Origin of the sequence: Pseudomonas sp. Irchel s3f10, assembly GCF_900187515.1 — a bacterium.
GTDB classification, from domain to species: Bacteria; Pseudomonadota; Gammaproteobacteria; order Pseudomonadales; family Pseudomonadaceae; genus Aquipseudomonas; species Aquipseudomonas tensinigenes.
In genome coordinates, this window is sequence record NZ_FYDZ01000001.1 from 1,104,293 (window position 1) to 1,119,858 (window position 15,566).

The following is a 15,566-nucleotide window of genomic DNA, read 5'->3' on the forward strand; positions in this document are numbered from 1 at the left end:
CGACAATGTTCCAGATAGACGCCTACAAGTGTTCAGCGAACTTCGTACAAGCTGTCCGCCCTAGAGTGGCAGTTCGACTCGCGCCAACAACCCTCCAGCGTGGCGGTTGCTCAACGTCAACTCGCCACCCTGCTCGCGCGCAATCGCCCGTGCCGCCGACAGCCCGAGGCCCACACCGCCGGTGTCACGATTGCGCGAAGCTTCCAGACGGAAGAACGGATCGAACACCTGCTCCAACGCCGCCTCGGGAATACCGGGGCCGTCATCGCTGACCTCAATGCAGATCGAACGCTCGTCATGTTTCAAAGCAATGCCCGGACGCTGCGCATACTTCAGCGCATTCTCCAGAAGGTTGACGATCACCCGCTTGATTCCCAGCGGTCGTCCCTCGTACACCAGATGCGCCGGGCCATCGAAATCGACATTGATCTGCTGATCGCGGTAATCGTCGACGATGGTTTGCAGCAGCTCCGACAGATCGAACGCGGTGGTCTGCTCGCGGTGGGTGTCTTCGCGGAAGAACGCCAACGCGGCGTTGATCATCGACTGCATCTCTTCAACGTCGCGAATCAGTTTGCCCTGATGATCGAGGTCTTCCATGAACTCACTGCGCAGACGCATGCGTGTCAGCGGTGCACGCAGGTCGTGGGAAATTGACGCGAGCATGTGCGTGCGCTCGGCGATGAAATGCTGAATCTGCGCCTGCATGGTGTTGAAGGCGATGATCGCCTGGCGGATTTCGTCGGGGCCTTCAAGCTTGATCGGCGGTGCGCGCAGGTCAGTGCCGAAGCGTCTGGCGGCCCGCGTGAAACGCTGCAAGGGGTTGGCCAGTTGCCGGGTGGCGATCCAGGCGACGAGCAATGTGGCAATCAGTCCCAAGGCAATGACGATCGCGATACGCACGCCAAACTCCAGACCCCAGCTGCGCTCCGGCGGGATAAATGACAACCAGCTGCCATCGACCAATTGCACGACAGCGGCGTAATGCGCCTGGGGACTGCCATTCGGCCAGTCGCTTGGGCTGAACACCTCGATTTTTCGATCATTGCCCAGCAGTTGCTGCAGCACCGGCACCCTGCTCGCTGGCAGGCGAAGGCCGTCGCTGGGCAGATCGAAATCCGCGCGCTGCGCTTGCCACGACACTTGCAGCATGGCGCTGCTCGCCGCCGCGGCCAGTTGCGGGCGCAAGTTGGCCGGGGCCGCTTCGATCACCCGCGAGGTCGCGGCAATCTGCTCCAGCAGGCCGGTGCGTTCAATCGGTGGTCGCGCCCAGATGCCGGCGACTTGTACGAACAGTGCATTCAACGCCAGCGACGCGACCATCGCTGCCACGATGGTCAGGGCGATGTGCCGGCGCAGCGTGTCGCCACGCCACAGTCGACGGATCATGAGCGTGTGACCTTGGCGGTGAACAGATAGCCGCCGTTGCGCACCGTACGAATCAGGTCCGGGCGCTTGCTGTCCGGTTCGATCTTGCGGCGCAGGCGACTGACTTGCACATCGATGCTGCGGTCGAAAGCGTCATGGCCGTGGCCGTGGGTCAGGTCGATCAATTGCTCGCGAGTGAGGATGCGCTGCGGATTATCGAGGAACACCACCAGCAAATCGAACTCGCCGCCGGATAACGGAATCATCACGTTTTCCGGTGAGCGCAATTCGCGACAGGTGATGTCCAGATGCCAACCGGCGAAGCCAATCACCGGGCGTGAAGGCTCAACTGCTTGACGCTGTTCGCCGGCGCGACGCTGCAAGGCACGCACCCGTGCGAGCAGTTCCTGCGGGGCGAACGGTTTGGTCAGGTAATCGTCGGCACCCAGTTCCAGACCGACAATGCGATCACTCAACTCGGCCATGGCCGTGAGCATGATGATCGGAATGCCCAACTGCGCACGCACCTTCTGGCACAGGCTCAGGCCGCTTTCGCCGGGCATCATCAGATCAAGAATGATCGTGTCCGGACGGTTCTGCGCGATCGCCGCCCACATGGCTTCGCCGTGCGGCGCCACGTCGACTTCATAGGCGTGCTGCACGAAGAACTTCTTCAGCAGCGCGAGGATTTCCACGTCGTCGTCGACGAACAGCAGTCTGCTCACAGTCACAGGATCCATGCACCAAAAAAAGCCAATCTAAAGCCATTTTGCCGCCCGGGTCATTTATTTCAATCGAGCAACATTTCTACGCAGCAGACATCAAGCGGACATTCTCTGGCAAAACCTCGCGGGCATTCTGCGGCTATTTCCAACGGGGGGATTGGCATGAAGGTATTGAACAGCAAACCGGGCATCACGCAGCACAACGGTAATCGGCCGTTGATTCTAAGCCAGCGCACCGCCGCGCTCGGCCCGGACACACCGGTGGTGTTTCAGGAATCGTGCATGGGGGTTTCCCCTGATCAAAGCACAGTAGTGCTGCGCCGTTACTTCGAGCATTTCAGCCCGACCAACGCGCACTGGGTGGAATACGTGCACAGCGTCAACACCGCTGACCTCATGAACTGGATCATGGCCCATGGTCGATTGCACATCGAATGCTCGGACAACCTGGCGCAAAACAAGGAAGCCGTTTGATGTCGCGTATTCGTTCACTGTCGCTGTCCATTGTCACCACGTTGAGCCTGGCGGCGTGCAGCAGCAAAACGCCGGAACACGCCGGGTTTCTGCGTGACTACAGCGTGTTGGCCGAGCGCCGGTCGCCGTCCGGGCAGCCCGTGTTGGCGTGGGTCAGCCCGGCCCTCGCCCGGGGTCGATACACGCAGGTTTATCTGGCGCCGAGTCAGTTCTACCCGAGTGCCGAGCCGACACAACGGATTCCGCTGAGCACCCTTTCCGGCGTGACTGACTACTACGACGCGGCGCTGCGGCTGGAATTGAGCAAAGTGATGCATCTGGTCAATCAACCCGGGCCGAACACCCTGATAGTGCGCCCCGCTATCACTCAAGTGGCGACCAGCACTCAGGGTTTGCGCTTTTATGAGTGGCTGCCGGTCACCCTCCTCGCTGCGGGCGTTAGCACGGCGACCGGCATCCGTGATCAGGACAGCGAGGTTGCCACCGAAGTGTCGTTCGAAGACGGTTCGACCGGCGAAGTAGTTGCCGAAGTGGTGCGCAAAGGCACCGGGGTGCCGCTGGAGAACGACAAGCAAGTGCTGACCGCCGATGACGTCAAAGTCGTGCTGGATGGCTGGGCCAGCGACCTGCGGCAATCGTATACGGCCATCCGCCGGTAAACACACATCCCCTTCTTGATCGTTCCCACGCTCTGCGTGGGAATGCAGCCGGGGACGCTCCGCGTCCCAACAAGATCGCAGCCTTCGGCAGCTCCTACACAGGTGCGCCAGGAAAAAAAGCGCCGGGCAGTGAATTATTTCGTGTCCTCATGTATCTGAGCCAAAGAGTACGCGCCATCAAAAAGATGGCATCTACGCGGCACGATGGATCAGCAAAGAGAAGACCCGGATGAAATCACGCAAGAAAACCGTCAAGCCGATCGGCCTGAACGACATCACCATTGTCGACGACGCCAAGATGCGCAAGGCGATCACCGCCGCCGCACTGGGCAATGCCATGGAATGGTTCGACTTTGGTGTCTACGGCTTCGTCGCCTATGTGCTCGGCAAAGTGTTCTTCCCCGGCGCCGACCCCGGCACGCAGATGATCGCCGCGCTGGCGACGTTCTCGGTGCCCTTCCTGATCCGGCCGCTGGGCGGCTTGTTCTTCGGCGCATTGGGTGACAAGTACGGACGACAGAAAGTCCTCGCCGCGACCATCGTGATCATGTCGCTCAGCACCTTTGCCATCGGCCTGATCCCGTCCTATGCCTCGATCGGCATCTGGGCGCCGATCCTGCTGTTGCTGGCGAAAATGGCCCAAGGCTTTTCGGTGGGCGGTGAATACACCGGCGCGTCGATCTTCGTCGCCGAATATGCACCGGATCGCAAACGCGGGTTCCTCGGCAGTTGGCTGGATTTCGGCTCGATTGCCGGTTTCGTCCTCGGTGCCGGTGTGGTGGTGTTGATCTCGACGACGCTGGGCGAGGCGAAGTTCGAGGAATGGGGCTGGCGTCTGCCGTTCTTCCTCGCCTTGCCGTTGGGCATGATCGGTCTCTACTTGCGTCACGCCCTGGAAGAAACCCCGGCGTTCCAGCAGCACGTTGAAAAGCTTGAGCAAGGCGATCGCGAAGGCCTCGCCGGTGGCCCGAAAGTCTCGTTCAAGGAGGTCGCGACCAAACACTGGCGCAGCCTGATGACCTGCATCGGCGTGGTGGCGGTGACCAACGTCACCTACTACATGCTGCTCACCTATATGCCGAGTTACCTGTCGCACAACCTGCACTACAGCGAAAACCGTGGTGTGCTCATCATCATCGCGATCATGGTTGGCATGCTGTTCGTGCAGCCAGCGATTGGTTTTATCAGCGACAAGATTGGCCGCAAACCCTTCATCGTCGTCGGCAGCATCGGTTTGTTCATTCTGGCGATTCCGGCGTTCATGCTGATCAACAGCGGCAAGATCGGTTTGATCTTCGCCGGCCTGCTGATGCTGGCCGTGCTGCTGAACTTCTTTATCGGCGTCATGGCCTCGACCCTGCCGGCGATGTTCCCCACGCACATTCGCTACAGCGCGCTGGCGGCAGCGTTCAACGTTTCGGTACTGATTGCCGGCCTGACCCCGACCGTGGTCGCCTGGCTGGTCGAGAGCACCAACAATCTGTACATGCCGGCGTATTACCTGATGGTGATTGCCGTGGTCGGTCTGGTCACCGGTGTGACCATGAAGGAAACCGCCAACAAGCCATTGCGTGGCGCAGCCCCGGCGGCGTCTGACCTGGAAGAGGCGAAGGAATTGCTGCAAGAGCATCACGACAACATCGAGCAGAAGATCGAAGACATCGATGCTGAAATTGCCGAGCTGGAGGAGAAGCGCAAGTTGCTGGTGCAGCAGCATCCGCGGATCAAAGAGTGACGTTGTCCGCCTGAACAGCGGTCATGCTTGCGCCCACACGCAAGGTTCGGCTGCGGTCTTGGCAGGCGCGACAGCCACCACTGGAGCTCCTGCCGGACAACGACGGCAATGCTGGGTCAAGCCTGTATTTCAGGCCTGACCCAGCCTTTGTTTCAAAGCACTTATCAGCGTTGGATCACGCAACTCGACGCTGGTTTCACGACGCAACGCCAATGATCGGTGGGTGGTCGTCGCGCAGTATTGATAGTAGCTGTGCGACAGCCAGTTCCAGCTCCCCACCGTTGCCACCTGATCATCCACCAGCAGGATTTTCTCGTGGGTTCCCTCCGGTAAACGCACGACAGATTCGGCGCCCAGTTCACGCTGATACGCAATGATCAGACCGGCGTCGCCATCATCGGCATTCTTCTGTCCCAGCCCGTCATAGCCGTAATAAACAGTGACCTTGATCCCGCGTTCCTGGGCAGTGCGCAGCAGTTTGAGCGGCGGGTGATTGCGGTTGATGCCCTGGCGAATCCAGGGCACCACCACCGTGAAGGAGCGCTGAGACGCCGATAGCAATGTGTCGAATGCGCTGATGTGATCACAGTCGAAATAATGCTTCACGCCGTTGGCATTAACGCTCGCATAGGTTGGGCTCTGGTGTTCCATGCTGACAAAGAAGGAGGCCGAGCACACTTCTGCCATTTTCTTCAGCGACTTCCCGGCAGCCAGCAGACGCTGCTGGTTACCGACCACGATAAATTGCTGTTTTGCCCTCGATACGGCGACATTCAGCAGATTGGGTTTGCCGTTTTGAAAGTTGTCCCGGTCAGTGCGTTGAAAAATAACCGGCGAGTAAATGATGACTTCAAAACCTACGCCCTGGAACTGATGGACAGATCCGATCTTGAGCGCCTGACTTTGTTTCATTCGCTGACCGTAGGCTTTGATCAGCAGGTTTTTCTGGTTGGAATACGGCGTGATGATCCCGACATCTTTGGTCAGGTCGTAGCCGGCCGCTTCCAGTTTGTCCAATAACAGCCCGATGGCCTCGACTTCATCCTGATTGGTGTTGGGCATGGCGCCTCTGCGGCCCTGTACACCATAAAACATGAGGTTGAAGCCGCCCATGCTGCCACAAGCGGCGCCAATACGCGCTTCAGGGGCGCTGGTGCAAACCTGTACACCCCGATAGCCGGCGATCTGCATGAACAGCTCGGCAATGGCGGGCTGACACCGTCTGTGTTCATCCAGAACGATACCGTTGCCCATATCGGTTACAGCGCCACTCAATGTGCCAGCGGCGCGATGATAAGCGGTGACCAGCATCGGTGAGACCGCCTCGTACAGGGTGTTATCGGCAAAATAGTGCGCCTTGAGTTTGTCCGCCGTGGCTTTACCCAATCCGCGAATCGGCTCGATTTGCATCGGGTCACCGACCACGATCGCCCGTTGGCTGCGGGCCAATAGCGGCACCAGCGATTCCGCCGAAATCATCCCGGCCTCATCTACCAGACTGAGCGCGTACGGAGCAAAACCGTTCAGATCGCCCAGTTTGTACCCGGCCAGTTTCTGCACCGAGGCCAATGTCGAGGCCATCACCGGATAGGCAAGACTGACCAGTCGATAGAACTCGTCGAGTTTGTCCTTCCATTTGTAGAAACCGCTGTCGAGTTGCCCGTTCAACAGGTTGCACCACAAGGGCAATACCTGGGCGAGAGCGGCTTTTTGCCGAAGCAGTTCTTGCCATAGGTAGTCGACGGCGGATTCGAATATTTCCCGCTGTTGCGCAATAAAGCGTTTGCGCAGCACTTCCACCCAATCCCCTTCAGGGAACTCACTGTGCAAATCATGATGAGCCTTGTTGTAGCTGGCCCAATCGCGGGTTCGCTGAACAAGTTGCTCGATGGCCATGGCCAGCGCTTTGATTTGCTCTTCGTGCGCGGTATCGGGCAGCCCCAACCGCAAAATCTCCAGGGTTTCTTGCGTCGTATCGAGTTGATACAGCGCCCTGCGATTGCGCGCCAACTCGGCGAACTGGACATCGCTCAGGCTCGCTAACTGGTAGCGAGAGAACTCATCCGAAAATGACTTTTGCAGATGACTGCGCGCACGCGTGTATTTGCTTCGTTGTATCCAGGCCAGCAAGGGCGCAAACAATCCTGTCGGATAGTCGGCGTAGTGATGTTCAAGCGTCTCGCTGAGTGTACTGGCGAGCCATTCCTCATAGGCAGTTTCGGCGAACGGAGCATCAATCAGCCTGCTGTAGTGTCGAGACAAGCATTCCATCGCCTGAGCATGCCGGTTTTTGTGTACCACGACCTCGCCGAGGGCATGTTTGCACTGCGCCGAGAGGACGCTTAACTCCGCAGGTTGTTCGCGCGCGGCGAGCATTTTCAGCGCGATGCCCTTCTCGACCACCTCACGCTTGAGTGTTTCCAGGCGCGCCTGGAACACTTCGGGTGAAGGGGCGGCCAATGCCGCTGTCGCCTGATCAAGGGTTCGAGTCAGAACGAGGAAACGAGCGAAAACCCCGTCGATCAGCTGTCGGATTGCTGTTATCCGGTTGGCAAGCGAACCCTGCCGGGTTTTGTCGTACGTCTGCTCATTCAATTGCACCAGCAGTGCATTGACGCGCTCGACTTCGTCAGTGATTTGATTCTTGTCACCGCCGAGGAAATACAACCATTTGAGGTCTTTGAGAGACGGGTCATCGCGAAAATCATCGATGACATTCTCGACGGCTTTCTTGGCAGTGGAGGTCACCACCAATCCCAGGTTGCAGTCTGCGCCACCGATACAGGCCAGCGCCCGCTCGACAAGCTGGCTGGCGATCAGCGATTTGAACAGGGTGGTTTTGCCAGTGCCCGGTGCGCCTTGCACCGCCACCAGCGGCGCACCGCTGGAGACCTGTGTCAGCGTGGCCATCTGGCCTCGCCCCAACGGATATTTGCGTTCGAACAGGCCGTAGGGGAAACGCGTGAATTCAAGCGTCGCTGCAGTGGTGAGCGTGCGCTGCAGAATATATTGCTGGAGCAGCGAGGGTGTTCGGACGTCCGGCCGCTCAAGCAGGATCTTGTAGTCCTTGAGTTGCTCCCTGGAATTGAAGTCGGTATTCACCTCAGGACAGACCAGCGCAGTAATGTGCTTTTCCAGAAAAATGTCGGAAAGATCGGCGCGATCAGGTTTCAAACCGGCAAGTCGATGATTGACCCAAGCCAGAAAGGTTCGAAACACACTGACAAAGTCCTCGCCCTGTTTACCGGAACAGGCGGCGGCGAGGCTCATCATGTGGCGCTCGGCTCCCAGTTCCTCGATGTCGATGTCGAGGTACTGGCGGAACGCTGCAATATTGGGAACGACTTCAGCGCCTTTCTTCACCGGTACGCACAGATGCAACGCCGGTGTCGACAAGCAATGGTCCGGGACTGAGTAGCGAAACAGCGGCACGAAGAATGATTTGGAACCTTCGATCACTCGCAACAGCGGAAAGCCGATCTGCAGCGGTTCAGTCTGCAACCGTCCCTCTTCGTCCCTTTTTGCAAACCGTACCCTCAAGGCCTCCGATTGCACACTGGACAGCGAGATGAAGAACCCGCTGGCATCTTCCTCGATGTCTTTGCCTTGGAGTCTGATCTCCTGCTCATGCTCCACATCCTGAATCCGGCTTTTAGCGAGCCCGGTCGCCTCGACAAAAGCACACCAACCGCGAAGTACATCCTTGTCTTGCTGATTGCCTTGCATTGACTCATCCAAATTGAAGCAGAAAAAAATCAGCGGTCATTCTACGGCAATGGCTTATTGATAGCACCTCTGCCCCTTTCTCAACTCACCAACATGCCGTGACACAGCAGACTCAACACACGGCGCATGTGCAGCGCATGCGCTTCCCTGTCCGGCGTCGCTTCGGTGGCCAGGCGAATGAACGCCACATTCGCATACTGGTTGAACAACGTCGCCGCGACATCGATATCGATTGATTCGCGGATCTTGCCGACGCGCTGAAAATGCTCCAGCAAGGCCTTGGTTTCCTCGATCACCGCGGCGTTCCACGGGTCCAGCGCCCGAGCCAGTTCACCGGTGAACAGAAACGGCGCCAGTTCACGCCACAGCGAAGCCGGCATCGCTTGCAACTGGTAATGGGTCATCAGGCCTTCGAACTCGCACAAGGCTTCCAGTGGATCGCTGTCGTCATCCAGATTGGCCCGCGCCTCGCGCATGGCCTGCTCGTCCGGTTGCTTGAGCAGCGCCAGGAGAATCTCCTGCTTGCCGCCGAAGTAATTGACTACCGTCGGCGCGGACACGCCGGCCTGCACGGCGATCTGGTCCAGCGTTGTCGCAGCGAAACCATTGGTTTTGAACAGCTCCAGCGCCGCCGCAGCGATCACTTCCCTGCGCTGTTCCTTCTGCCGCTCTCTGAGTCCGCTCATGTTGCCCCTGATGATCCTTGCCAATGGCCCTCAGCCTACGGAGATCTTTTTTCACCGACAAATATTTTCTTTACAAAAATATTTTTAGATGACAAAACTTTATCCATGCAGCGCTGCAACGAACGCACTGACTTGCCCTTGCTCTGGAGATCCGCCATGTCCGCCGAATTCGATTCGACCCGCACTACCCGCGATTACCAAGCCTCTGACGCCGCTCACCACATCCATGCGTTCGTCGATCAGAAGGCCCTCAACGAGGAAGGCCCGCGGGTGATGGTCAGCGGCGATCGTCTGGCGTTGTGGGACAACGACGGCAATCGCTATCTGGACGGCATGTCCGGCCTCTGGTGCACCAACCTCGGCTACGGGCGCAAGGATCTGGCCGCCGCCGCGACCGCACAGCTGGAACAACTGCCCTACTACAACATGTTCTTCCACACCACTCACCCGGCGGTGATCGAGCTGTCCGAGCTACTCTTCAGCCTGCTGCCCACGCACTACAGCCACGCGATCTACACCAACTCCGGTTCCGAAGCCAACGAAGTGCTGATCCGCACCGTGCGCAAGTTCTGGCAGGTGATGGGCAAGCCCGAGAAGAAAATCATGATCGGCCGCTGGAACGGCTACCACGGCTCGACCCTCGCCGCGACAGCATTGGGCGGGATGAAATTCATGCACGAAATGGGCGGCACCATTCCCGATGTCGCGCACATCGATGAGCCGTACTGGTTCGCCCACGAAGGTGACCTCAGCCCGGAAGAATTCGGCCTGCAAGCCGCGCGGCAACTGGAAGAGAAGATTCTCGAACTGGGCGCCGACAAGGTTGCCGCGTTTGTCGCCGAACCGTTTCAGGGCGCGGGCGGGATGATCATTCCGCCGGCGACTTACTGGCCGGAAATCCAGCGCATCTGTCGTAAATACGATGTGCTGCTGTGTGCTGACGAAGTGATTGGCGGTTTCGGCCGTACCGGTGAATGGTTCGCCCATCAGGCGTTCGGTTTTGAACCGGACACCCTGTCGATCGCCAAGGGCCTGACCTCGGGTTACATCCCCATGGGCGGTTTGATTCTGTCGCGGCGCATGGCCGAGGCGTTGGTAGAAAAAGGCGGCGTGTTTGCCCATGGCCTGACTTACTCCGGGCACCCTGTTGCGGCCGCTGTGGCGATTGCCAACCTCAAGGCCTTGCGCGATGAAGGCGTGGTGACTCAGGTGAAAACCGACACCGGGCCGTATCTGCAGAATTGCTTGCGCGAAGTGTTCGGCAATCACCCGTTGGTCGGTGAGATTCAGGGCGTTGGGCTGGTGGCGGCGTTGCAGTTTGCTGAGGACAAAGCGACGCGCAAGCGTTTTGCCAATGAAAACGACATTGCCTGGCGTTGCCGCACGATCGGCTTTGAGGAAGGATTGATCATTCGTTCGACATTGGGGCGGATGATCATGGCACCAGCGCTGGTCGCCACGCGCACGGAGCTGGATGAGTTGATCGACAAAACGCGGATTGCGGTGGATCGGACGGCGCGGGAGTACGGCGTGTTGTGATCGGCTGAAGGAATATGGCGGCCGGAATACAGCTATCGCGAGCAGGCTCACTCCTACATTTGGAATGCGTTCCCCTGTAGGAGTGAGCCTGCTCGCGATGGCGTCATTCGGGTTGAAAACAGGCAAGATTCAATCCCGTCGATTACTCCGCACGCCGCTTGGTGTTAAATAGGCGCCAGTCTTAACCTTGTCGCTTATAGCTGTGCAACGAGAACCGATATGAACACCCATTCCAGGAAAAACACCCGAATTCAAACAGCGGTGAGCGCATGATCGAAGTCACCGAAGTTTCCATTGCCCAACTGCGTGCCGCGCTCGAGTCCGGCCAGACCACCGCAGTCGAACTGGTGCAAGCTTATCTGGCGCGTATCGACGCCTACGACGGAGCCGACACCGCTACAGCGCTGAATGCAGTGGTCGTGCGCAATCCAGAAGCGTTGAACGAAGCACAGGCGTCAGATGCCCGCCGCGCCGCAGGCAAAGCCCTCGGCCCGCTCGACGGCATCCCCTACACCGCCAAAGACAGTTATCTGGTCAAAGGCCTGACAGCAGCATCCGGCAGCCCGGCCTTCGCCGATCTGGTCGCCTATCGCGATGCCTTTACCATCGAACGCCTGCGCGCGGCCGGGGCGATTTGCCTGGGCAAGACCAACATGCCGCCGATGGCCAATGGCGGCATGCAACGCGGCGTCTACGGTCGCGCGGAAAGTCCTTACAACGCCGACTACCTGACCGCGCCGTTTGCCTCCGGCTCGTCGAACGGTGCCGGCACCGCCACTGCCGCCAGTTTCGCCGCGTTCGGTCTGGCGGAAGAAACCTGGTCAAGCGGGCGTGGCCCGGCGTCGAACAATGGTTTGTGCGCCTACACGCCGTCGCGCGGGGTGATCTCGGTGCGCGGCAACTGGCCGTTGACCCCGACCATGGACGTGGTCGTGCCTTACGCGCGGACCATGGCTGACCTGCTCGAAGTCCTCGACATCGTGGTAGCCGAAGACCCGGACACCCGTGGCGATCTGTGGCGCCTGCAACCGTGGGTGCCGATCCCGAGCGTCAGCGAAGTGCGCCCTGCCGCTTACGCCGATCTGGCCGCCGACGCCAAAGCGCTGGCCGGCAAGCGTTTCGCCGTACCGCGCATGTTCATCAATGCCGACCCTGAAGCCGGCACCAGCGAAGCACCGGGCATCGGTGGCCCGACCGGCCAGCGCATCAACACCCGCGCGTCCGTGATCGACTTGTGGAAGCAGGCGCGTCAGGCCCTCGAAGCCGCCGGTGCCGAAGTCGTCGAAACCGATTTCCCGCTGGTCTCCAACTGCGAAGGCGATCGTCCCGGCGCGCCGACCGTGTTCACCCGTGGTCTGGTCTCCAAAGAGTTCCTTCACCATGAATTATGGGATCTGACCGCTTGGGCGTTCGACGATTTCCTGCAAGCCAACGGCGACCCGAAACTCAATCGTTTGGTCGACGTCGACGGCGCGAAGATCTTCCCGCACGAACCGGGCACCCTGCCCAACCGTGAAGGTGATCTGGTGGCGGGCATGGATGAATACGTGCGCATGGCCGAGCGCGGCATCACGCCGTGGAATGAAATTTCCACAGTGCCCGACGGCCTGCGCGGTCTCGAGCAGACTCGACGTATCGATCTTGAGGACTGGATGGACGAACTGGGCCTCGACGCCGTGCTGTTCCCGACTGTCGCCGACGTCGGCCCGGCGGATGCGGACGTCAACCCGGAGTCGGCCGACATCGCCTGGAGCAACGGCATCTGGGTGGCCAACGGCAACCTCGCGATCCGCCACCTCGGCGTACCGACCGTTACCGTGCCGATGGGCGTGATGGCCGACATCGGCATGCCGGTCGGTTTGACCTTCGCTGGCCGCGCCTACGACGACTCGAACCTGCTGCGTTTCGCCGCCGCGTTTGAATCGACCGGCAGCAAACGCCAGATCCCGCCGCGTACGCCGCCGCTGGCGTAACGCTTTTAAAACTGTAGGAGCGAGCTTGCTCGCGATAGCGGTGTGTCAGCCTGGATAAACTTGACTGACACACCGCCATCGCTGGCAAGCCAGCTCCCACAGGTTTCAGCTCCGCCACAAAATCCCCATTCAACCCAAATCCCCTGTGGGAGCGAGCCTGCTCGCGAAAGCGGTGTGTCAGCCGATAGAAATGTTGCCTGATGTACCGCCTTCGCGAGCAGGCTCGCTCCCACAGGTTTTGTGTAACCCCGTAAATTCAGCACATCCACTCAATCCCCTGCCCTGCATTCCCGCGATCATCCCAGCCATCTTAATTGCCGCTGGCCACTGACCATGATCGACCGCGCCCCTTCGCGCCTCACCCTGCTCGCGCTGCTCTGCGGTCTGACCACCACCGCCCACGCCAGCGGTTTTTTCGACGATGCCAAAAGCGAAATCCTCAGCCGCAACTTCTACCTGAGCAACGACTATCGCTCGCCCTCAGCGTCCGGCAAAAACTACAAACAGGAATGGGCTCAAGGCTTTATCGGCACCTTCTCATCCGGTTTCACCCCCGGCACCGTCGGTTTCGGCATTGATGCCCACGCCTTTGCCGGACTGAAACTGGACGGCGGCAAGGGGCATTCCGGGACGGGGCTGCTGCCGGTCGACAGCGATGGCCGCAGTGAAAACGACTACTCCAGCGCCGGCGGTGCGCTCAAGTTGAAGGCCTCGCGCACCACCCTCGCCTTCGGCGAAATGACCGTGGAAACCCCGGTGTTCGACACCTCCGACAAACGCCTGCAACCGGAGTACGCCACAGGTTTTCTGCTCAACAGCGCCGAGTTTGACCATATCAATCTGGTAGCCGGGCATTTCACCGCGTTCAAGAACCAGGACAGCTCATCCGGCAAAGGCGATTTCTACGGCTATGGCGCCAATACCGAGGCCGGCGGGATCAGCTTTCTTGGCGCCGATCTGTTCACCGATAGCCCCGTTGGCGGCGCGCTGTATGCCTCAGACCTCAGCGACACTTGGCACCAGTACTACGGCAACCTGCACTTCAAGCAGTCCGGCGTGCTGCTCGACGCCAACCTTTATCACACTCGCGATACCGGCCGGGCGCTGGCCGGCGCCATCGACAACACCGCGTTCAGCCTGTCCGGCAAATACGCCTTCGGCCCCCACGCGGTAATGCTCGGCTGGCAACGAATCAATGGCGACACGCCGTTCGACTTCGTTGGCGGCGACTCGATCTACCTCGCCAACTCGATCAAATACGCCGACTTCAACGGTGCCAACGAACGTTCCTGGCAGGCGCGCTACGACCTCGACCTCGGCGCCTTGGGCATCCCCGGCCTGAGCTTCATGACCCGTTACGTCAGCGGCAGCCACATCGACGGCACCCACGCCCCCAAGGGCGGCGCCTACAACCCGTTTGATGCGGACAGCGGCAGTTACCAGCCGCAGCAAGGTGACGGCGGCAAGCACTGGGAACGGGATATCGATTTGAAATACGTCGTGCAGTCGGGCACGGCCAAGGATCTGTCGGTGCAGGTCTCACATGTATCGCACCGAGCCAATGAAGCGCAGGCTGGCGATGACATTGACCGGATTTACGTGGTCATCCAGTACCCACTTGGTTTCTAACCCACCGCCCATCCCGATTTGAAACGCTATCCCGTGTAGGCGTGAGCCAGCTCGCGATAGCGTCTTTTCAGCAACATTCATGCTGGCTGATACACCGTTATCGCGAGCAGGCTCACCCCTACAGGTTTCTGCGTCGATCATCAGGCTGTGTTTACACCGCCGAACCTGTGGGAGCGAGCCTGCTCGCGAAGGGGTCAGTGAAATCAGCGCAAATCGCCTTTTAAACTCAGGTGTTTAAAAGACACCTCCAGACACGCCTTCAAGGCTACACATCCTTGCGCCTTTGCCTACAGCTACGCCAGAATCCGCCGGCTTGTGCGCCTTGGGCCGGGTCTCTATCGTGGATCGGTCGCTGACAAATCAGCGATCGGGTCTCGCAGCCCGTCGATCTCTGGACGCACAACACCCGCTTGTTTATGGCGGCTGTACGTGGGAGACCTTCGGGTCTGCCGGTTCTAGAGTCCCGGTCTGCGACCCGCGTACAGCTGCCACCTCCTTTTCGTATCGCAGCGAAATGTGGCAGCTTCATAGACTCTGAGAGCTTCATCATGATCAAACCAACGCCAAACCCACCCGAAACTCATACCCGCGTCGCAGCGCAGGACACTGCTGGGGATCGCGCAATTGCTCATGCTCGGCGAACTGGCGTTAAATCGGGTGATGGATAATCTGGAGTTGCCGCAGTAGCGCGCCTCTATGACACGCCTTGAGTGCTGAGTCGGGGCGGCTGACGCCTTCGCGAGCAGGCTCGCTCCCACAGGGATCGGGGTCGATCACCAGGCTGTGTTCACACCGCCGAACCTGTGGGAGCGAGCCTGCTCGCGAAGGCGTCTTCAAAGCCCCCACATCGCTCAAGCAGGAAAAAGCAAACAACCGCTCGTCGGATACCCCCGCGCACCTGTCAGATCTGACAGGTGCGCAATTGGCCGTTTAGCCGTTCAATCACTCCGTCCCCTTCCCGCACGGAGCCGATGCCATGTCGACGCCTGATCAGCCTCTCGCCCTCACAGAACTCAACATTCCCGGTCGCAGCAAGGACCCGGTATCGCAGG

10 protein-coding genes are annotated in these 15,566 nt (G+C 59.5%); 6 read left to right on the plus strand and 4 right to left on the minus strand.

Going from position 1 to position 15,566, the window contains the following annotated elements; genetic code table 11:
• Nucleotides 1-60: 60 nt before the first annotated feature.
• On the minus strand, nt 61-1,389 hold the full coding sequence (locus CKW17_RS05110) for an ATP-binding protein (protein ID WP_095118990.1): 1,329 nt from the start codon (nt 1,387-1,389) through the stop codon (nt 61-63).
• Nucleotides 1,386-2,108 carry a response regulator gene (locus tag CKW17_RS05115; RefSeq protein WP_095118991.1) on the minus strand — a complete coding sequence of 241 codons (723 nt, stop codon included), beginning with the start codon at nt 2,106-2,108 and terminating at the stop codon, nt 1,386-1,388. The genes CKW17_RS05110 and CKW17_RS05115 overlap by 4 nt, the downstream gene beginning before the upstream one ends.
• Nucleotides 2,109-2,255: 147 nt before the next feature.
• Between CKW17_RS05115 and CKW17_RS05120 the strand changes: the two genes are divergently transcribed.
• The 3 genes from CKW17_RS05120 (at nt 2,256) to proP (ending at nt 4,961) form a co-directional block, all read left to right on the plus strand.
• Nucleotides 2,256-2,567, plus strand: coding sequence for a hypothetical protein (locus tag CKW17_RS05120; RefSeq protein ID WP_095118992.1), 312 nt, complete (start codon nt 2,256-2,258; stop codon nt 2,565-2,567).
• Entirely contained in the window at nt 2,567-3,226 is a 660-nt protein-coding gene (locus CKW17_RS05125; protein ID WP_095118993.1) for a DUF3313 domain-containing protein, read from the plus strand. Before CKW17_RS05120 ends, CKW17_RS05125 begins: the two co-directional genes overlap by 1 nt.
• 229 nt (nt 3,227-3,455) lie before the next feature.
• Entirely contained in the window at nt 3,456-4,961 is a 1,506-nt protein-coding gene (proP, locus tag CKW17_RS05130; RefSeq protein ID WP_095118994.1) for a glycine betaine/L-proline transporter ProP, read from the plus strand.
• A gap of 129 nt (nt 4,962-5,090) precedes the next feature.
• On the opposite strand, the gene CKW17_RS05135 is transcribed toward proP, so the two are convergent.
• Both CKW17_RS05135 and CKW17_RS05140 read right to left on the minus strand, forming a co-directional pair.
• Entirely contained in the window at nt 5,091-8,687 is a 3,597-nt protein-coding gene (locus tag CKW17_RS05135; RefSeq protein WP_095118995.1) for an AAA domain-containing protein, read from the minus strand.
• A gap of 80 nt (nt 8,688-8,767) precedes the next feature.
• Nucleotides 8,768-9,373 (minus strand): TetR/AcrR family transcriptional regulator, encoded by a 606-nt coding sequence (locus CKW17_RS05140; protein WP_095118996.1) that lies wholly within the window; start codon nt 9,371-9,373, stop codon nt 8,768-8,770.
• Between the two features lie 156 nt (nt 9,374-9,529).
• Here CKW17_RS05140 and CKW17_RS05145 point away from each other — a divergent pair, with 156 nt between their 5' ends.
• The 3 genes from CKW17_RS05145 (at nt 9,530) to CKW17_RS05155 (ending at nt 14,514) form a co-directional block, all read left to right on the plus strand.
• Complete coding sequence (locus CKW17_RS05145) at nt 9,530-10,912, plus strand: aspartate aminotransferase family protein (RefSeq protein ID WP_095118997.1); 1,383 nt, start codon at nt 9,530-9,532, stop codon at nt 10,910-10,912.
• A 269-nt stretch (nt 10,913-11,181) separates the two neighbouring features.
• Nucleotides 11,182-12,885, plus strand: coding sequence for an amidase (locus CKW17_RS05150; protein ID WP_095118998.1), 1,704 nt, complete (start codon nt 11,182-11,184; stop codon nt 12,883-12,885).
• Nucleotides 12,886-13,218: 333 nt separating this feature from the next.
• Nucleotides 13,219-14,514: an OprD family porin gene (locus CKW17_RS05155; RefSeq protein ID WP_095118999.1), complete on the plus strand. Its 1,296-nt coding sequence runs from the start codon at nt 13,219-13,221 to the stop codon at nt 14,512-14,514.
• Nucleotides 14,515-15,566 lie beyond the last annotated feature (1,052 nt).